Raw genomic sequence first — 18048 nt, 5'->3', positions numbered from 1 at the left:
CCGCGTTGGACGCCGCGCGCGGTCCCACCCGATGGTTGCCCCCCCGGTGTTGTGGGTTCCTGACCCGTGTGAAGGGTACGGAACCCACAACACGATGGGTGAACCCACCGTGCGGCGAAAACCCCGAAGCCCCTACGACCACACCGCACCCCCACGCCACCACGTCACACCATCCCCGCTCGCCGCGCGCGGAAAACTGTCCTAGGAGAGTTTTCCGCACGACACTGGAGGCTATTGCCCGCCATACGCGGGAAAACCCTCCACAAATGCGGCTCCAACAACCCCACACCCCGATCACCCGCGGGAAACACCATCGCCCCGGCCATCATCTGGTCGACGTGATTCGTCCGAGCCTGCGGACCGTTGTCAGCGTCGCGGCGTACGGTCTGCTCGCGCCGGCGTTCGTGCCCGGCGTGATCTGGTTCTGCTGGCCGGAGAACTCGCGCTGGGAGCCGGCCGTGAACTCGCTGACGCTGGTCGCCGGGCTGACCGGCATCTTCGTCGAGCGGCTGACGGCCGAGGCGGAACGCCGTACCGAAGTACTGCGCGCCGTCGCCGACGAACTGTACGAGAACCGACGGCTGCTCAACGACGAACGCTTCTCGCCGGACGCACCGAACTCCCGCCAGGTCTACCCGCGACTGGTGGTGTCTGCGGTCGATCTCGCACTGGTCTCCGGCGCCCTCGGACTGCATCGCGACGCGGACCTGGTCAACCAGTTGCACCGCTGGCGCGACACCGTCCACCTGTTCAACCGGCGGCTCGACCTGACCGAGATCAGCACGTTCTCGAACACCATCTCGCCCGCCGAGCTGGCCGCGTTCCACCACGCCCTGCATCGCGAGAACAGCTACTTCGCCGCCACCCGGGGAACTCTCGACAACCTGCTCGCGGCGCTGCCACGGCGCTGATCCGGCGGGCGGCCGGCTTTTAACGGCCGAGGCCGTAACCGGACCGCGTGTTGCCACTACTGGCAAATTTTGCCGAGCCGTTGACTTGCCCACATCGCGAGGGCTGTACTTTCGGACAGGACCGTAAATACGGCACCCCGGAGGCACATCGCATGCGATCAGTCCGCTCACTTCTCGCACTGGCCCTCACCGCTCTGCTCGTCGCCACCTTGACCACACCCGCCGAAGCCGGCCCACGGCCACCCGTCGGCACGGTCGTCTCCCTCGGTACGCCGCTGTCCGACGTACTGCTGATCGGAGGCACCGTCGCCCCTGGCCCGAACGGCAAGACCGCGATCTGGAACGTGTCCACCGGCAGTCCGGCGTACCTGAACGCCGTCGACCCGGCCACCGGCGAAAGCCTGCTCTCACTGGCATTGCCCGGTGCCGAAGGCAGCTATGCGGTGGCCGCGACGCCGGACGGCACGATCTACGTCGGCACCTACAACAACGGCCACCTGTACCGGTTGCGCCCGGGCGGAGCCGTCGAGGACCTCGGCCGCCCGATCGCGAGCGAGTCCTTCATCTGGCGGATCACCACCGACGACCAGGGCAACGTGTACGGCGGTACGTACCCGAACGGGAAGGTGTTCCGCTACGACGACACCACCGGGTCGATCCGCGACTACGGCACCGTCCTGGCCGGCCAGACGTACGTGAAGAGCATCGACTACGCCGACGGCAAGGTGTATGCCGGCACGATGCCCGACGCGCACATCATGGAGGTCGACGCCGCCTCCGGCGCGATCACCGAGGTACCGTCGCCGCCCGGTCTGGGCGACCCGTCCGACAAGGTCGTCTACGACCTCAACACCCGCGGCGGTCGCGTGTACGCGCGGATCAGTACGGCGTTCCCCGGCCCGCTCTACGTCTGGGACATCGCCTCGCGGACCTGGGTCGACGAGATCCCGAACGCGCACGGCCTGGACATCTCGCCGATCGGCGCGGACGGCTCGCTGTACCTGATCCAGAGCAGCGAGCTGAAGAAGTACGACCCGGCCACCAAGACGCTGACCGGCACCGGCCTGACGTTCACCGGCCGGATCCAGAACGCCCGCTCGATCGGGTACGCCGACCTGGACCTCCCGGACTACCCGGGCACCAGCGTCGTCGGCACGCTGTGGCGCGGCGAGGAGTTCCGGTACAACCCGCAGACCGGCAAGTCCGAGATCTTCCAGACCAAGGTCCGCCGGGAGCCGATCGAGATCCTGTCGGTGGCCGGCGGCAAGGACAAGATCTACGCCGGCGGATTCCTGAACGGCGGCGTCTCGGTAGTCGATCCGGTGACCGGAGAGGCGCAGTTCAACCGCTTCTCCCAGGTGGAGGCGCTGCTCGAGGGCTCCGACGGCACGGTGTGGGTCGGCGCATACCCGGAAGCGCGGCTCTACTCCTACGACACCACGCAGCCGTGGAGCAGCCCGGAGTACTCCCCCGGCCCGCCCGGTACGCCGGACAACCCGAGGCAACTGCTCAACCTGAAGCCGGACCTGCTGCAGACCCGCGCCCGCGCGCTGACCGAGGTGAACGGCAAGATCGCGATCGGCACCGTGCCGGACGGCGACCGGCTCGGCGGCGCGCTCGTCATCTACGACCCGGCCACGAACACCGCGGAGAAGTACCGCAACGTCGTCCAGGACGAATCCGTCTTCGGTCTCACCTCGCGCAACGGCATCGTGTACGGCGGTACGTCGATCGCCGGCGGCCTGTCGACCACGCCGCCGACCCGGGAAGCGGGCACAGTGTTCGCGTGGGACGTGGCCAAGCAGAAGAAACTGTGGGAAACCGTGCCGGTACCGGGCCGGGCGACGGTGTCCGCGGTCACGATCGGGCCGGACGGCCTGCTCTGGGGCGTGGCCGGGCGGACCGTGTTCGCGGTGGCGCCCGACAGCGGCAAGCTGAAGAAGTCCTTCACGCTCGGGGCCACGAACTCCAGCGGCGACATCGTCGCGACCAAGGAGGCCGTGTACGTGAGCATCGACCTGAACAAGATCTACCGGATCGCGCCGGGCAAGAAGGCGGTGCCGACCGTGTTCGTGGAGCGCGCGCACCGGCGGCTCGGCGTCCGGGGAGACCGCCAGTTGCTGATGACGTCCGGCTCCGAGCTGTTCCGGATTGATATCAGCCGTTGACAGCCGAAATTCCATCCGACTACTTTCGGTCCAGACCGTTATTCGGTGACAGACACTTTCCGGCCCTGACTCCGGACACCCAGGGGGTGCGATGAAATCCACCGTCCGCCGCATCGCGGCACCACTCACGGCACTGGTACTCGCCGCCGCGCTCAGCTCGTGCGGCGGGGGTGACGACTCGGGCACCGGCACCGAGAAGAAGAGCGTCACGCTCTGGATGTACCCGGTGATCGCCGACCAGGCGGCCAGTGACGCGTACTGGAAGAAGGTCGAGACCGACTTCGAGGCGGCCAACACCGACGTCGACCTCAAGGTCGAGGCCCAGCCGTGGGCCAACCGCGAGGAGAAGGTCGCGGCCGCGTTCTCCGGGAAGAAGGGGCCGGACGTTCTACTGATGATCCCGGACCAGATCCCGCAGTACGTGAAGAGCGGCTCGCTGGAGCCGGTCGACGACGTGGTCGAGCCGGAGAAGGACAACTTCCTGCCGGCCGCGATCCCGGGCCTGACGGTCGAGGGCAAGGTGTACGGCGCCCCGATCTACCACACCGTCACCACGACGATGTACAACAAGGCCGTCCTGGCCAAGGCCGGGATCAGCACGCCGCCGGCCACCTGGGATGACATCAAGGCGGCCGCGCCGAAGCTGAAGGCCGCCGGGTTCTCCACGCTCGACTACTCCGCCTCGCCGGAGGCGACGCTGAACCTGAACTTCTACCCGCTGCTGTGGCAGGCCGGCGGGAAGGTGTTCGCCGACGACGGCAAGAGCGTCAAGTTCAACGAGGCCCCGGGCGTGGAGGCGCTGACCTTCCTGAAGAGCCTGTGGGACCAGGGCGCGATCCCGAAGACCGCGCTGACCGCGGGCAACGTGGTCGCCGACTCGCCGTTCGGCAAGGGCCAGGTCGCGATGGCGATGACCAGCGTGCCGGCCGACGTCGCGACCGTGACGAAGACCTGGGGCGCGGCGAACGTCGAGCTCGGGTCACCGCTGACCGGCAAGAAGCAGGTCGGTTTCGGCCTGCCGGGCGGTCTGGTCGTGAACGCGGCATCGGAGAACGTCGACGGCGCGAAGAAGTTCCTGTCGTTCATGATGCAGTCCGCGCAGCTGGACGCGCTGAGCACGGCGTCCGGGTTCTACTCGCCGCGCAAGGACGCCAAGGCCGAGTCCTCGGACCCGAACGCGGCGAAGTTCCGCGACGCTTTGCAGTTCGCCGTACCGGGTGAGCCGAACCCGTCGGCGCGGCAGGTGATGTCGATGCTGAGCACCGAGATCCAGGCCGTCCTGACCGGGAAGAAACAGCCGCAGCAGGCCCTGGACGACGCCGCCAAGCAGGCCGACGAACTGCTCTCGAGGCAGCGTTGACCGATTCGCCTACGGCGCCGGTGGGGACGGAGGTCGCGGGTCGGGCGGGACCCGCGACCCGCCGTCCCCGCGGCGGTCCGCGGCGCCGGCCCTGGGTGGGCCTGCTGTTCGTGGCGCCGATGCTGGTGCTGTTCCTGGCTTTTCGGTTCCTGCCCGCGATCGGGGCGTTCCTGCTCTCGCTGACCGATTACCGGATCAGCGGCAAGTGGGACTTCATCGCGCTCGACAACTACACCCGGCTGCTGTCGGACAAGGTGTTCCACGAGGCGTTGCTGGTCACCGTCACCTACACGCTGATCTTCGTTCCGCTGACGGTCCTGCTGTCCCTCGGCACCGCGCTCCTGCTGCAGCAGACGGTGTGGCAGCGTGGCTTCTTCCGCGGCGTGTTCTTCCTGCCGTACGTGACGAGCATCGTGCTGGCCGCGGTGATCTGGCGGTGGATCTACGACGCGCAGGACGGCCTGCTGAACTCCTTCCTCGGCCTGTTCTCGATCGGTCCGGTCGACTTCCTCAGCCAGTCGAGCACCGTGCTGCCGTCGATCGCAGTCACGTCGGCGTGGAAGGGCTTCGGGTACTCGATGCTGATCCTGCTCGCCGGGCTGCAGGCGGTGCCGAAGTCGTACCTCGAGGCGGCGATGATCGACGGCGCGGGCACCTGGCAGCGATTCCGGTACGTGACGCTGCCGCAGTTGCGGCCGGTGCTGTTCTTCGTGCTGGTGATCGAGACCATCGGCGCCTTCCAGGTCTTCGACGCGATGTTCGTGATGACCGGCGGCGGCCCGGTGCGGTCCAGCTACTCGCTCGTCTACTTCCTGTACGACAGCGGGTTCAAGTACTTCGACTTCGGCTACGCCAGCGCGATCGGTCTGGTGCTGTTCCTGATCGTGCTGATCGTCTCGCTCGTGCAGCGCCGATTCGTCGGGAGGGACGAGTAGATGGCCCAGGTTCTCGATCGGCCGCCGGTCCGCCCGGTGGCCGACTCCCCGCCGGTACGGCGCCGTACGGCGGCCCGGCTCACCCTGCCGACCCTGCTGGTACTGACCGCGATCGTCACCGTGGTGCCGTTCGCGGCGATGGTGCTGGTCGCATTCACCCAGCCGAGCGGGCAGACGTTCCCGGACGCGCTGAACCCGGCCAACTTCACGCTGGAGAACTTCTCCCGGACGCTGTCGAGCTCGGACATCCCGCGCTGGGCCCTGAACTCACTGCTGTACTCGCTGGTGTCCGTGGTCTGCGTGCTGCTGTTCGCCGCGATGGCCGGGTACGCGTTCGCGAAGAAGAAGTTCCCCGGCCGAGACATCATGTTCTGGGCGTTCATCGCGACCTTGATGGTGCCGTTCCAGGCGACGCTGATCCCGTCGTACATCCTGGTCGCCCAGCTCGACTGGGTGGACAGCTACTGGGGCCTGATCGTGCCGACCCTGGCGAACTCGCAGGCGGTGTTCCTGATGCGTCAGTTCATCCTGCAGCTGCCCGACGAGCTGTTCGAGGCGGCCGAGATCGACGGCGCGCCGGAGTGGCGGATCTTCACCACGATCGTGCTGCCGCTGGTCCGGCCGGTGCTGGCCACACTGGGCATCTTCGTGTTCCTCTGGCACTGGAACGACTTCCTCTGGCCGCTGGTCATCGGCCAGTCCGGCGAGATGCAGACCCTGACCGTCGGTCTGGCCACGCTCCAGACCCAGGCCGTGCCGATCAACCAGGTGATGGCCGGTGCGACCATCACCGTGGTCCCGAGCCTGCTGGTGTTCGGCCTGCTCCAGCGCTACCTCACCGACTCGATCGCGATGTCTGGCTTGAAGGCATAGCTCGAAAGTGGACATCCTCACAGCGGCGGACCCCTGAGAGGTCCACCATGGACGTATGACGACAACGACGTACGCGCCGGCCGAAGCCTCCGAGCGGACCGGGTTGAGTCTGGACACGTTGCGTTACTACGAGAAGCTGGGCCTGTTCGGACCTGTTCAGCGGACCAGTACCGGCCAGCGGATCTACACCGACGGTGACGTCGCGTGGGTCGGCCTGCTGGTCTGCCTGCGCAACGCGGGTCTCGGGATCGCGGACCTGCAACGCTTCGTCGGCCGGCTGCGGGACCGCTCGAACGGCTCGGCCGGCCTGGTCGAGCTGCTCGAGGATCACCGCACCCGCCTGCGCGCCGAGGCCGAGAAGATCAAGCTGGCCCTCGACGTCCTCGACGACAAGATCGAGTACTACAGCCGGGATCAGTCCGCGAGGAAGTAGGGGTACGGCGACCGCGGCGGCCGGCTCGCGGTGTCGAGGCGCTCCATCAGCTCGGGCGGCAGCGTGAAGTCCGCGGCACCGAGCAGGTCGTCGAGGTACGCCGAGGTGCGCGGGCCGATGATCGGCGCCGTGACGCCGGGGCGCTGCATCAGCCAGCGCACCGCGACCTGCGGCATCGACCGGCCGGCCTCCGCCGCGACCGCTTCGAGCTCGTCGACCACGCGCCAAGTGTGCTCGTTCGCATAGCGGTCCCACCGGTGCGTACCCGGCGTCGACACCTTGCTGCCCTCAGGCGGTGCCGTCATACCGCGCCGGTACGCCCCGGACAGCCAGCCGGACCGCAGCGGCGACCAGGTGATGACGCCGAGCCCATCGTTCCGGCAGACCGGCAGCAGCTCCCACTCGGCCTCCCGGTCGAGCAGCGTGTACAGCGGCTGCAGACTGGACAGCGGCGCCCACCCGTGCTGCGCACACAGGTCGATCGCCTTCTGCAGCTGCCATCCGGAGAAGTTGCTGACGCCCGTGTACCGGACCTTGCCGGACCGGACGAGATCGTCGAGCGCCTGCAGCGATTCGGTCAGCGGGGTGTCGTCGTCCCACAGATGCAGCTGGTACAGGTCGATGTAGTCGGTGCCGAGGCGCCGAAGACTCGCGTCGACCGCGTCGAAGATGTGCTTGCGGGACAGCCCCTGATCGTTGGGCTGCGAACTCATCCGGCCCCACACCTTGGTCGCGACGACATAGTCCGACCGCTGCTGCGTCTTCAGCCAGCGCCCGAGCACCTCCTCGGACCCACCGGCGTTGTACACGTCAGCGGTGTCGATGAAGTTGCCGCCCGCGTCGGTGAACGTCTGCAGGATCTTGCGGCTGTCCTGCTCGTCGGTCCGGCCCCCGAACATCATCGCTCCGAGGCACAGCTCGCTGACCTTGAGTCCTGTTGTTCCGAGTCGCTTGTAGTCCATGAACCGAAACTAGGTGCTGGAGTGCGCTCCAGTTCAAGCGTTGGTCACAGCAGTTGCCCGAAGGATTCGATGGCCTTGAGCGCGTCCGCCTGGGGCATTCCGGGCGGCTGGATGCGCAGGATGACGCCGTCCGCGCCCATCGCCTCGTAGTGCGCCAACCGCTCGGCGCACTGCTGCGGCGACCCGATCACGCTGCGGTCCACGATCTCGTCCCAGCCCTGGGTGTAGCGGGACACGTCCGTCGACGTCCGCTTCCAGCCGGTGTAGGCGTCGTACAGGTCGCGCAGCGGCTCCTCGAGCGCCTGCCGCGCGTCCTGGGACGTCGGCGCGCAGTACCCCTCCCGGCACAGGATGACCTCCTGCCCGAGCGATGCGGCGCCGCGCGGGTACGACCGGTACTCCTCGATCTTCGGGGGCAGATCGGCATCGAGTTCGTTGAACGACGTCGTCCACCCGTCACACATCCGCGCCGTCCGCTCCAGTACGGCGGACACGCGGCCGCCGTTCCAGATCCGTGGGCGGGGCGACTGCACCGGGCGCGGCGAGAGGTACGCGTCCTGGATCTTGGTGAACCTGCCGTCGTAGGTGACCTCGTCGGACGTCCACAGGCGAGTGAGGATCTCCAGCCCCTCCTCGAAGCGTGCGACCCGCTCCGACTGCCGCACGCCGTACAGCGCGAACTCCTCCGGGCGGTACCCCAGGACGAACCCGGCCGTGAGGCGGCCGCCGGACAGGACGTCGAGGTGCGCCAGCGTCTCGGCGAGGACGACGGGGTCGTACAACGGGGTGACGATGCCGGCGGTGGCGATGCCGATCCGCGAGGTGTGCGCGGCCAGCCACGTCATCGACGTCAGGATCTCGTGGTACCCGGGCCGATGCAGGTGCCGTTCACCCAGCACGACCCAGTCGAACCCGGCCTGCTCGGCGAGCCGCGCCTGCTCGACGGCGTCGGCCAGCTGGGGCCGTTCGTCCGGGGTGCCGTAGAGGTTCAGATACAGACCCAGCCGCATCGGGGTGCCACCTTCCGTTGACAGGGAGCCTCAGGGTATTTACGGTCTTGACCGTAAATGCTTTCGCCGGAGAATGCGACCCTGAGGAGCCGGAAATGAGTCTTGCAGCACTGCCGGCGGGGTTGCCGGCCGGGGCGGCGCCGATCAGCGCGGTCAAAACCCGCGTGGTCAGCGCGGCCTATCGCCGGCCCTTTCAGATCAGCAGCGGGGTCAGCAACGAACTCATCAGCCTGGTCGTCGAGGTGCACACCGCGGACGGCGCCGTGGGGATCGGCGAGACGTCTCCGATGACGGCGTACACCGGCGAGACGCTCGCCGGAGTGCAGGCCGCGATCGAGGAGCACCTCGCACCGGCCCTGATCGGCCGCGACCCGCTGGACCGCGCCGGGGCCCACGTCGCGATGGACGGCGTCCTGCGCGGCCAGCACGTCGCCAAGTCCGGCCTCGACATCGCGCTGTTCGACCTGGCCGGCCGAATCAGCGGCTGGCCGGTGCACGCCCTGCTCGGCGGCAGCGTTCGCGACCGCGTCCAGACCACCTGGGTGGTCGGCCTCGGCACGCTCGACGAGATGGCCGCCGAGGCCGCGGAGTACGCCGGGCGCGGCTTCGGGCACCTCAAGGTCAAGGGCGGCCACGACCCGGCCAAGGACCTCGAGCTGGTCCGCGCGGTCCGCGCGGCGATCCCCGCCGACGCCGAGCTGTGCCTGGACGCCAACGAGGGGTACGACGCCACCACCGCCCTGCCGTACCTGGCCAAGATGAGCGCGGCGGGCCTGACGCTGCTCGAGCAGCCGCTGCCGCGCTGGGACCTGAACGGGCTGGTCCGGCTGCGTGACCGCCTCGACGTCCGCGTGATGGTCGACGAGAGCATGCACTCGCTGCACGACGCGCTGGAGATCGTCCGCCGCGGCGCGGCCGACGTACTGAACATCAAGATCCTCAAGGTCGGCGGCCTGCACCGCGCGCTGCAGATCGCCGCGGTGGCCGAGGCCGCCGGGCTGGCGGTGAAGGTAGGCTCGATGCCGGAGCTGGGCGTGGCCACACTGGCCGCCGTCCACCTGGCCGCCGCCGTTCCCGGAGCAACCGTCGCGGCGGACCTGGTGGGGCCGTTGATGGTGCACGAGGACCCGTTGGCCCCGAGCGTGTTCGCCGACTGCGACGGCTGGATCGACGTACCGAAACGCCCCGGCCTCGGGCACGAGGTCTGATCCGGCGGCACCAGGTCTGAGCGAGTCCGACACGGTCTGAGAGGGCAGATATGCATCCACTGGTCGAACGACTCCGCGGCACGCTGCTCCCGGCGGTCGTCACCCCGATGGACGCCGACGGCGTGATCGCGTACGACGCGCTGTCGGCGTACGCCGTGACGCTGACCAAGCACGCGATCGGCGGTGTCGCGGTATGGGCGCACACGGGCCGCGGGCTGTACCTGTCGCCGGGCGATCGGGCGAAGGTGCTCGAGACCTGGCGCGCCGCCACCGATCTGCCGATCGTGGCGGGCGTCGGCGTACCGAAGTCCACGACGGTGCGCACGCTCGATGAGGCCGCCGACGCCACCGTGGAGATGGCGCACGCAGCCGCGGCCGGTGGCGCGGACGCCGTGATGGTCTACCCACTGGCTGCATTGGGTGAGCAGGAGGACGGCCACGCCCAGGCCGTCGCGCTGCACGAACGCGTGGCCGCCGAGAGCGGGCTGCCGCTGGTCGGGTTCTACCTGCACGGCGAGGCCGGCGGGTACCCGTACCCACCGGAACTGATCCGCGACCTCCTCTCGCTGGACGCGATGCTCGGCGTGAAGACCGCGACGCTGGACCGCGCGATCGGCTGCCAGGACGCCATCTGGGCCGGTCGGGACACCGGGAAGCTGCTGATCACCGGCGAGGACCGGATGTACGGGCCGTCGTTCATGTGGGGCGCCGACACCGCGCTCGTCGGGATCGCGTCAGCACAGGTCGAACTGTCGGCCGCCGTACTGCGGGCCTGGACGGCCGGCGACCACGCGGAGTTCCTGACCGCGTCGGAGCGACTGGACCGGTTCGCGGCGGCGACGTTCTACGCGCCGATCGAAGGCTATGTGCAGCGGATGCTGTGGGCCGCGGAGTGGGAAGGCCTGGTGGCGGACGTGGCCGCACACGACCCGTACGGGCCGAGCCTGCCGGCGGGCGAGCGCGACCTGGTGATCCGCTGTTTGGAGGAACTGCACCGGTCGGGCCAGTGACGGTCCCAGTGACAGTCCCAGCGCGGTCCCAGCGCAGAGACAGTGCGGAGGCAGTGCGGTGGCAGTGAGGTGGCGCGCTCCCTCCTTCGCTCCACCACACCGACGCTTCCAGGGCCCGCCGCGGGGCTGGCGACAATTGTGGTCTTGACCGAAACTAGGAGCGCAGGCGCGGAACGTCAAGATCTCGGAGGAAACCGCTGATGACGCTGACGGTCGGTGTGGTGGGTCCCGAGGATCTCGTGCAGCGCGTGATTGTGGCCGGCGCGCCGAGCGGCAGCACCCTCGTCCCGCTGCCGTACCGGCACGAGACCGAGGCGGTCGAGCTCGTCGGCGAGACGCACAGCGCGGTGGACGCTTTCCTGTTCACCGGCGTCGTGCCGTACACGATCGCGAGCGAGGCTGGGGCGATCGACCGGCCCGCGATGTACGTGTCGCACGACGGGGCAACGTTGCTGCGGGCACTCGTTGAGCTTCTGCGACTCGGGCACAACGTCACCCAGTTCTCGATCGACACGCTGCGGCGGTCCGAAGTTCTGGAGACCCTGATCGAGGCGAAGCTGCCGACGGACCAGATCCAGGTGCTGCCGTACCGGCCGGGGCTGACGTCGGACGACATCGTCGACTTCCACCGCACCGCGCGGACCAAGCACGACACGAAGGTCGCGATCAGCTGCCTCGGGTCGGCGTTCCATCTGCTCGAGAACGAGATGCCGTCGGTCCGGCTCGCCCCCTCGCGGTACTCGATCCGATCGACGCTGCAGGCCTTGGTACTCACGACGACCGGTCAGCACGTCGGCGACGCCCAGGTCGCGCTCGGTGTCATCGACCTGCCCGAACCGGACGACGCGCTGGCCGGCGACCTCGTCACGCTCGGCGGCAGCCTCGCTCTACTGCCCGACGGCCGCCATCTCGTCGTCACGACCCGCGGTCTGCTCGAACAGGCCACGGAACAGTTCACCCGGATGCCGCTGCTGGATCAGCTGGCCGCACGGCACCGCACGGCGTACGTCGGGTTCGGCGTGGGCCGTACGGCGGCCGAGGCCGAAGCACTCGCCCGCCGCGCCGCCGGGCGGGCCGCCTCCATCGGCGGTGTCGCCGGGGTGGTCTCGATGTCCGACGACGTGGAGATCGTCATCGAGCCGTCCGGCGATCAGCCCAGCGGCGCCCGCGGCACCGAGAGCCTGCCGCTGCTCGCCCGCCGCGTCGGCCTCAACACCCAGACCCTGGCCCGGATGCGCGAACTCACCGCAGCCCTCCCCGACGGCCTCACCACCCAGGACGTCGCCGACCACCTGGCCGTCCAGCTCCGCACCGCCCGCCGAGTCCTCAAACGCCTCGAACGGGCCGGCCTCGCCTCCCCCACCGGCACCCAGCAACACGGCCGCACCGGCCGCCCACCCACCGTCTATCTGATCCGCCTGTAGCGGCAGGTCAGCGCGGGGTCTTCCAGGGAGCAGGGGCCACCGCGGTGCTGAAGGAGCTGTACGAGATCACCTTGCCGCGAAGCTTCCCGCTGGACGCCACCTCGCGGGATCCGAGGTAGGCGCCGGTGTCCGGATCGATGACGATCTCGACCCGCAAGTCGCCGTCGTCGCTGCTGTAGGCGACCCCGACCTGGCCGTCGAGGTTGACCGCATGATCGGTGATCTTGAGGTGCTTCAGGTTGCCGAGTGCCCGATACAGTGCGGCCCGAACCTCGGCCGGGAGCATGCCGGTGCGGAGCGCGTCCTCGGCGTAGACGAGGTACTCCGTCTCACCCCGGCTGTTGCTCGGGGCATCCATCTTCAGCCTCGCGAACAGTGCGTCGGGATCCTTCGGCAACTGCTCGATCCACTCCAGCGACGGATCCTGCCAGCCGCCGTTCGCGGCGCACGGCCCGCCGCCGTAGAACGCACCGCACTTCGCGGTCGAGGTGTCGCTGTGTGGCTCGTTCAACGGCAGGCCGAGCTTTCGCGCCTGCTCGTCGGAACCCTTGAGCCACTTGCGCTTCCCGGTCGACGACTGCCGCAGGTACCAGGTCCCGCGGATGTCGGCGGGGATCCAGACCTCGATGACGCTTTCCTTGAGGTAGGTCAGGACGTCCCCGGGCGCCTCCGTCGCCACGCTGTCCCAGGAGTGCCAGACCAGGTAGCGGTACTTCCCCGGCGGTACGACCGGGTCCGACGCGCCGGTGATGTGCTGGGCAGCCTCGTTCAGTGCGGACTTCGCTTCGGCGGAGCCGCCCGGCAGCGTCGTCGCGTACAGCGATCCGCCGGTGACGAGCGTGAGCACCGCCGCGGCCGCGACGAGCCACCGCCTCCGGAACCGCCCCCTGGTGGTGGCGGGTTCCCCGGTCGTGGAGCGGCCGACAGTGTCGAGGAACGCCGCGCGAGTCTGCCCGAGCCGCTCCGGATCGGTAGGTACGTCGGCATGCAGCGCGGAAAGCGCCGCGTCGAGGTCGTCGGTCGGGTGCAGATCAGTCATGGTCGTACGCCTCCTCGGCGGTAGTCAGAGCGTGCAGCCGGCGGCGGACCCGGTGCAGGCGCGAGCGCACGGTCCCGACCGGGATCCCCAGCGCGTCGGCCACTTCGACCGTCGTCAGGCCGGCCCACGACGTCAGCAGCAGAACGTCGCGATCACCGTCGTTCAGGTCCGCGATCGCGGGCGCGATCCGGCGGGCCAGATTCTGGGCGTCGACGCGCTCGGCGACCGAGCCGTCGTGCGCCGCGAGGTCCGTGGGTTCGCGGACTCCGGCGCGGGCCGTGGCGCGCAGACCGCGGACCTCCTGCCGGACGTGCCGGCGCGCGAGGTTGGTCGCGATCCCGTACAGCCACGCCTTCGCCCCGGCCGTCCGCGGGTCGTAAGTCCCCCGTCGCCGGAAGGCGATCAGAAAGGTCTCGCTGACCAGGTCGTGTGCCTGGTCGACGCCCACCCGGCGCGCGAGGTAGCGATGCATCGGCGCGGCGTAGGTGTCGAACAGTCCCGCGAACTCCTCGACCCCGCCCAGCCGCACCGCGTCCGGCTCCGGCGGCGGCCGCTCCCCGTCTCCGGCTTCGGTCATCTCGGTCACAGTCATACTCCTGATTGCCCGATGCCACCGCGGACGTTCACGCCCGTCGGGGACGGCCGACTGCTACGGGGTGATGACAGTGACTCCGGCTGGTGTCGCGTGCGTGAGGGCCGCCAGCGCCTCCGGCGTTTCTTCGAGAGTAATGGTGCGAGTGACCAGGCGGTTGGGGGTCAGATTGCCGGAGGCAACCAGGGCGAGCATTTCGGGATAGGCATGCGCGGGCATGCCGTGACTGCCGAGCCAGGACAGTTCCTGGCCGATCAGGCGGCTGACGTCCAGCTGGACGCCTTGCGGAAGCAGACCGATCTGCACGTGGCGACCACGCGGGCGCAGGGCTTGCAGCGCCTGTTGGATGACTTCGTTCGAGCCCAGCGCGTCGATAGTGACGTGCGGGGCACCCAGGTCGCGCAGGTGGGCAACGGTTTCGGCGGACGCCGCGATCGTGTGCGCGGCGCCGTACTCGCGGGCCAGCGTCAGCGCGTCCGGGTTGGTGTCGATCGCGATCACCTCGGCACCCAGCGCGGACGCGATCATCACCGCGGACAGCCCGACACCGCCGCAGCCGAACACGGCGACCCGTTCCCCGGCGACGACCCGGCCGACCTGATGTACGGCGCGGAACGACGTCGCGAAGCGGCACCCGAGGCCGGCCGCGGTGGCGAAATCCATCTCGTCGGGCAACCGGACCAGGTTCACCGCCGCATACGGTACGGCGACGTACTCCGCGAACGAACCCCAGTAGTTGAACCCGGGCTGCAACTGATGCGGGCAAACCTGGTGGTTGCCCTCCCGGCACTGCTCACACTCACCACAAGCGCAGATGAACGGCGTCGTGACCCGGTCCCCGACCGCCCACCCGGTGACGCCGGCCCCGACCGCAGCGATCGTCCCGGCCAGCTCATGCCCTGGCACGTGCGGCAGCACGATGTCGGAGTCGTGCCCCATCCACCCGTGCCAGTCGCTCCGGCACAATCCGGTCGCCGCGACCCGCAGTACCACCGATCCGGCGTCCGCCGAAGGCTCGGGTACCTCACGAACCTCCGGCAGTACGCCGTACTTCTCGACCACGACCGCTCGCACCCGAGCAGCCTATGTCAGCAGTTCTCAGCAGCCGCCGGCGACGGCCGGGATGATCGAGACCTGGCCGCCGTCCTTGATCGTGGTCTGCAGGCCCTCGGCGAACCGGACGTCGTCGTCGTCGACGTACACGTTGACGAAGCGGCGCAGCTCGCCGGACTCGTCGAGGACGCGCCCCTTGATCCCGGGGTACGACGCGTCGAGCGAGTCGAGCACCTCGGTCAGGGTGCCGCCCTCGGCGGAGACCTCGGACGCGCCCTGGGTGTAGGGCCGCAGGATGGTCGGGACGCGAACGCTCACACTCACTGCAGTCCTGCCTTCACGAAGGCGTCGTACGACGCGGGAATGGTCACCTTGGGGCCGACCCGGTCGGCCACGGCGTCGAGCGTCTTCAGCCCGTCGCCGGAGTTGATGATCACCGTCTCGGCCTCGGGGTCGAGCTGTCCGGTCGCGATCAGCTTCTTCAGGGTCGCAACGGTCACGCCGCCCGCGGTCTCGGCGAAGATGCCCTCGGTCCGGGCCAGCAACTGGATGCCCTCGACGACCTCGTCGTCGCTGACGTCCTCGATCGCGCCACCGGTCCGGCGGGCGACGTCGAGCACGTACGGGCCGTCGGCCGGGTTGCCGATCGCCAGCGACTTCGCGATCGTGTCCGGGCGCACCGGCTTGACCACGTCGTGGCCGTCGCGGAACGCCTGCGCCACCGGCGAGCAACCCGTCGCCTGCGCGCCGTACACCTTGTAGTCGGTGGCGTCGACCAGGCCGAGCTTGCCGAGTTCGGTGAAGCCCTTGTCAATCTTGGTCAGCTGCGAACCGGACGCGACCGGGATGACGATCTGCTGCGGCAGCCGCCAGCCGAGCTGCTCGGCGATCTCGAACGCGAGCGTCTTCGAGCCCTCGGAGTAGTACGGGCGGACGTTCACGTTGACGAACGCCCAGCCTTCCTCCTCACCGGCGATCTCGGAGGCGAGCTTGTTCACGTCGTCGTAGTTGCCCTCGACGGCGACCAGCGTGCCGCCGTACACGGCGGTGGTGATCACCTTCGGGCGCTCGAGGTCGTGCGGGATGAACACGACCGAGCGGATCCCGGCCCGGGCGGCGGCCGCGGCGACGGCGTTGGCCAGGTTGCCGGTGGACGGGCAGGCGAAGACCTTCATGCCGAGCTCGCGGGTCGCGCTCAAGGCTGACGCAACCACACGGTCCTTGAAGGAGTGCGTCGGGTTGCCGGAGTCGTCCTTCACCCACAGCTTGCGCAGGCCGAGCTCGCGGGCCAGGTTCTGCGCGTCGACGAGCCGGGTGTAGCCGGGCTCGGTGTTCGGGAAGCTCGCCACGTCCACCGGGACGGGCAGCAGCGGCTGGTACCGCCAGATGTTCTTGGGGCCGGCCTCGATCTGCTCCCGCGTGATGGTCGGGTACTCGTATCCGACCTCGAGCGGACCGAAGCACTCCATACAGGCGTAGAACGGGCCGAGCGGCGACTTGGCGCCACAGGCGCGACAGCTGAGGTGCGTACCGTTGCCAAAGGCACCTTCGCGGATGGTGTGGGTGCCGGCGGCGGTCAGGCTCATGAGTGAGGTTCCCTCCTCATCTTCCCCGGTCGCCGGATCTCGGCGCGGGACGGATTTGGCACCGTTCCCTCGCGGAGCGCCCCGGACGGGGGTCTCGACGGGGAGGGTTGCCGGGACGTCAACGGGCCGTTTCCCTCAGTCCCTCTGGATGAGCTCCCCCGAGATTACCCAATCGGGTCCATATTGTGTTCTTCGTTCCCAGCATCCGAGACGCGCGATCTCAGCGCCGCCCCTGGCTTCGCTCTCAGCTGCGGCGCTCCAGGAAGCGCATCACCGGCGTCGCCGCAACACCGTGCACCACCACGCTTAGGACCACCGTGAAGCCCAATGTCGCCCACAGCCACGGCAACTCGTCCTCGAAGTACGCCCCGGCTACAGCCAGGTAGAACACCGACCCCACGCCACGTACGCCGAACGCCGCCGTCGCCCACCGCTCAGACCTGCTCAGCCCGGACCGCGCCAGCGACAGCCAGCCGACCAGCGGCCGCACGACGAACACCAGCAGTACGCCGATCAGCACACCGCTGAATGTCAGCGGCTCCAGCAACCCAGCCGTGATCGCAGCGCCGAGCAGCAGCAGAACACCCCAGGTCAGAATGTGTTCGAGCTCACCGATGAAGTCGTGCAGCTCGCCGTGGAACTCGTGTTTGCTCTCCACCGACCGTAGCGTCAGCGCCGCCACGAAGACCGCGATGAACCCGTACCCGTGCAGTACCTCTGTGAGCCCGTACACACCCAACGTCATCGCCAGCGCGAGCACCGGCTCTCTCGATTCGGACAACCGCAGGCTCCGGGCCGGGGCGGAGAACGTCATCCGCCCGAGCAACCAGCCGGCGCCGAAGCCGATGGCCACGCCCAGCACGGACTTCCCGACCACCTCCCAAGCGACCCACTCCCATGGCGACAGGCTCTTGGCGGCGATGAAGATGGCCAGGTAGACGAACGGATACGCCATCCCGTCGTTCAGCCCCGCCTCGGACGTGAGCGCGAACCGCACCTCGTCGTCCTCGTCCAGCTCGGCGTCCGGCCCGGTCGTCGGACCTTCCACCTGGACGTCGGAGGCGAGCACCGGGTCCGTCGGCGCCAGCATGGCCGCGACGAGCAGTGCGGTGGCCGGCGCGAGTCCGAGCAGCCAGCCGACGCCGGTGAGCGCGGCAATCCCGGCGGGCATCGCGATGAACAGCAACCGCCAGGTCACCGCCCAGCTGAGCAGGCTGAGCGGGCGGTCGATCGCCAGGCCGACACCCATCAGCGCGACGATCACGGTCAGCTCGGCCAGATGCTTGGTCAGCTCAGGTTCGGCGATCGGGCTGAGGTGGGTCTGATCCACCACGAGACCGAGCAGCAGACCCGCGCCGATGAAGGCGATCGGCGCGGACACGGCGTACCGGGACAGCAGCCGCGGCAGCACGGCTCCGAGTAACAGGGCGAGACCCGCCACCAGGTACAGACCGTTTCCGTCGATCATGGTGCGGACCAGGTTC

The 18048-nt window shown here is 69.0% G+C and carries 17 protein-coding genes and 1 riboswitch; of the genes, 9 read left to right on the top strand and 8 right to left on the bottom strand.

The window, feature by feature from the left end:
* The first annotated feature begins 266 nt into the window (after positions 1-266).
* The 6 genes from AB0B82_RS30710 (at position 267) to AB0B82_RS30685 (ending at position 6680) form a co-directional block, all read left to right on the top strand.
* Positions 267-911 carry a hypothetical protein gene (locus AB0B82_RS30710; RefSeq protein ID WP_360176373.1) on the top strand — a complete coding sequence of 215 codons (645 nt, stop codon included), beginning with the start codon at positions 267-269 and terminating at the stop codon, positions 909-911.
* Between the two features lie 152 nt (positions 912-1063).
* Positions 1064-3079: a hypothetical protein gene (locus tag AB0B82_RS30705; protein ID WP_360176370.1), complete on the top strand. Its 2016-nt coding sequence runs from the start codon at positions 1064-1066 to the stop codon at positions 3077-3079.
* Positions 3080-3170: 91 nt separating this feature from the next.
* Positions 3171-4439, top strand: coding sequence for a sugar ABC transporter substrate-binding protein (locus tag AB0B82_RS30700; protein ID WP_360176367.1), 1269 nt, complete (start codon positions 3171-3173; stop codon positions 4437-4439).
* Positions 4436-5374, top strand: coding sequence for a sugar ABC transporter permease (locus AB0B82_RS30695; protein WP_360176364.1), 939 nt, complete (start codon positions 4436-4438; stop codon positions 5372-5374). The genes AB0B82_RS30700 and AB0B82_RS30695 overlap by 4 nt, the downstream gene beginning before the upstream one ends.
* On the top strand, positions 5375-6247 hold the full coding sequence (locus AB0B82_RS30690; RefSeq protein ID WP_360176361.1) for a carbohydrate ABC transporter permease: 873 nt from the start codon (positions 5375-5377) through the stop codon (positions 6245-6247).
* Between the two features lie 55 nt (positions 6248-6302).
* Positions 6303-6680, top strand: coding sequence for a MerR family transcriptional regulator (locus tag AB0B82_RS30685; protein ID WP_360176358.1), 378 nt, complete (start codon positions 6303-6305; stop codon positions 6678-6680).
* Here the strand turns inward: AB0B82_RS30685 and AB0B82_RS30680 are convergent.
* Both AB0B82_RS30680 and AB0B82_RS30675 read right to left on the bottom strand, forming a co-directional pair.
* Positions 6662-7642 (bottom strand): aldo/keto reductase, encoded by a 981-nt coding sequence (locus AB0B82_RS30680; protein WP_360176355.1) that lies wholly within the window; start codon positions 7640-7642, stop codon positions 6662-6664. The genes AB0B82_RS30685 and AB0B82_RS30680 overlap by 19 nt on opposite strands.
* Before the next feature lie 44 nt (positions 7643-7686).
* Entirely contained in the window at positions 7687-8652 is a 966-nt protein-coding gene (locus tag AB0B82_RS30675; RefSeq protein ID WP_360176352.1) for an LLM class flavin-dependent oxidoreductase, read from the bottom strand.
* Positions 8653-8747: 95 nt separating this feature from the next.
* Between AB0B82_RS30675 and AB0B82_RS30670 the strand changes: the two genes are divergently transcribed.
* From AB0B82_RS30670 to AB0B82_RS30660, 3 genes are all read left to right on the top strand, one after another.
* Complete coding sequence (locus AB0B82_RS30670; RefSeq protein WP_360176349.1) at positions 8748-9860, top strand: enolase C-terminal domain-like protein; 1113 nt, start codon at positions 8748-8750, stop codon at positions 9858-9860.
* 50 nt (positions 9861-9910) lie between these two features.
* The gene (locus AB0B82_RS30665) at positions 9911-10870 is read left to right on the top strand and encodes a dihydrodipicolinate synthase family protein (protein WP_360176346.1); all 960 of its coding nucleotides are present in this window, start codon (positions 9911-9913) and stop codon (positions 10868-10870) included.
* 200 nt (positions 10871-11070) lie between these two features.
* Positions 11071-12294 (top strand): hypothetical protein, encoded by a 1224-nt coding sequence (locus tag AB0B82_RS30660; RefSeq protein WP_360176343.1) that lies wholly within the window; start codon positions 11071-11073, stop codon positions 12292-12294.
* A 7-nt stretch (positions 12295-12301) separates the two neighbouring features.
* On the opposite strand, the gene AB0B82_RS30655 is transcribed toward AB0B82_RS30660, so the two are convergent.
* The 6 genes from AB0B82_RS30655 to AB0B82_RS30630 all read right to left on the bottom strand — a co-directional run bounded on the left by AB0B82_RS30655 (position 12302) and on the right by AB0B82_RS30630 (position 18032).
* Positions 12302-13333 carry a CU044_5270 family protein gene (locus AB0B82_RS30655; protein ID WP_360176341.1) on the bottom strand — a complete coding sequence of 344 codons (1032 nt, stop codon included), beginning with the start codon at positions 13331-13333 and terminating at the stop codon, positions 12302-12304.
* Positions 13326-13910: a sigma-70 family RNA polymerase sigma factor gene (locus AB0B82_RS30650; protein WP_360176376.1), complete on the bottom strand. Its 585-nt coding sequence runs from the start codon at positions 13908-13910 to the stop codon at positions 13326-13328. Before AB0B82_RS30650 ends, AB0B82_RS30655 begins: the two co-directional genes overlap by 8 nt.
* 72 nt (positions 13911-13982) lie before the next feature.
* Entirely contained in the window at positions 13983-14999 is a 1017-nt protein-coding gene (locus tag AB0B82_RS30645; RefSeq protein ID WP_360176338.1) for a zinc-dependent alcohol dehydrogenase family protein, read from the bottom strand.
* A gap of 24 nt (positions 15000-15023) precedes the next feature.
* Positions 15024-15302 (bottom strand): ubiquitin-like small modifier protein 1, encoded by a 279-nt coding sequence (locus tag AB0B82_RS30640; RefSeq protein ID WP_360176335.1) that lies wholly within the window; start codon positions 15300-15302, stop codon positions 15024-15026.
* Entirely contained in the window at positions 15299-16564 is a 1266-nt protein-coding gene (gene thrC / locus AB0B82_RS30635; protein ID WP_360176332.1) for a threonine synthase, read from the bottom strand. Before thrC ends, AB0B82_RS30640 begins: the two co-directional genes overlap by 4 nt.
* A 13-nt stretch (positions 16565-16577) precedes the next feature.
* Positions 16578-16719, bottom strand: a riboswitch (SAM riboswitch).
* Positions 16720-16808: 89 nt separating this feature from the next.
* The gene (locus AB0B82_RS30630; RefSeq protein ID WP_360176329.1) at positions 16809-18032 is read right to left on the bottom strand and encodes a cation:proton antiporter; all 1224 of its coding nucleotides are present in this window, start codon (positions 18030-18032) and stop codon (positions 16809-16811) included.
* Between the last annotated feature and the right edge of the window lie 16 nt (positions 18033-18048).

The sequence above is a fragment of the Kribbella sp. NPDC048915 genome, from assembly GCF_040649595.1.
In the GTDB taxonomy this organism is placed as follows: domain Bacteria; phylum Actinomycetota; class Actinomycetes; order Propionibacteriales; family Kribbellaceae; genus Kribbella.
Note: the sequence above shows the minus strand (reverse complement) of the source record. Positions and strands in the feature narration are given on the sequence as shown.

What these genes read in the sequence shown, in the direction of transcription:
- AB0B82_RS30710 (WP_360176373.1), top strand. Translation starts at nt 267, where the DNA reads ATGCGGCTCCAACAACCCCACACCCCGATCACCCGCGGGAAACACCAT.
- AB0B82_RS30705 (WP_360176370.1), top strand. Translation starts at nt 1,064, where the DNA reads ATGCGATCAGTCCGCTCACTTCTCGCACTGGCCCTCACCGCTCTGCTC.
- AB0B82_RS30700 (WP_360176367.1), top strand. Translation starts at nt 3,171, where the DNA reads ATGAAATCCACCGTCCGCCGCATCGCGGCACCACTCACGGCACTGGTA.
- AB0B82_RS30690 (WP_360176361.1), top strand. Translation starts at nt 5,375, where the DNA reads ATGGCCCAGGTTCTCGATCGGCCGCCGGTCCGCCCGGTGGCCGACTCC.
- AB0B82_RS30685 (WP_360176358.1), top strand. Translation starts at nt 6,303, where the DNA reads ATGACGACAACGACGTACGCGCCGGCCGAAGCCTCCGAGCGGACCGGG.
- AB0B82_RS30680 (WP_360176355.1), bottom strand. Translation starts at nt 7,642, where the DNA reads ATGGACTACAAGCGACTCGGAACAACAGGACTCAAGGTCAGCGAGCTG.
- AB0B82_RS30675 (WP_360176352.1), bottom strand. Translation starts at nt 8,652, where the DNA reads ATGCGGCTGGGTCTGTATCTGAACCTCTACGGCACCCCGGACGAACGG.
- AB0B82_RS30670 (WP_360176349.1), top strand. Translation starts at nt 8,748, where the DNA reads ATGAGTCTTGCAGCACTGCCGGCGGGGTTGCCGGCCGGGGCGGCGCCG.
- AB0B82_RS30665 (WP_360176346.1), top strand. Translation starts at nt 9,911, where the DNA reads ATGCATCCACTGGTCGAACGACTCCGCGGCACGCTGCTCCCGGCGGTC.
- AB0B82_RS30660 (WP_360176343.1), top strand. Translation starts at nt 11,071, where the DNA reads ATGACGCTGACGGTCGGTGTGGTGGGTCCCGAGGATCTCGTGCAGCGC.
- AB0B82_RS30655 (WP_360176341.1), bottom strand. Translation starts at nt 13,333, where the DNA reads ATGACTGATCTGCACCCGACCGACGACCTCGACGCGGCGCTTTCCGCG.
- AB0B82_RS30650 (WP_360176376.1), bottom strand. Translation starts at nt 13,910, where the DNA reads ATGACCGAAGCCGGAGACGGGGAGCGGCCGCCGCCGGAGCCGGACGCG.
- thrC (WP_360176332.1), bottom strand. Translation starts at nt 16,564, where the DNA reads ATGAGCCTGACCGCCGCCGGCACCCACACCATCCGCGAAGGTGCCTTT.
- AB0B82_RS30630 (WP_360176329.1), bottom strand. Translation starts at nt 18,032, where the DNA reads ATGATCGACGGAAACGGTCTGTACCTGGTGGCGGGTCTCGCCCTGTTA.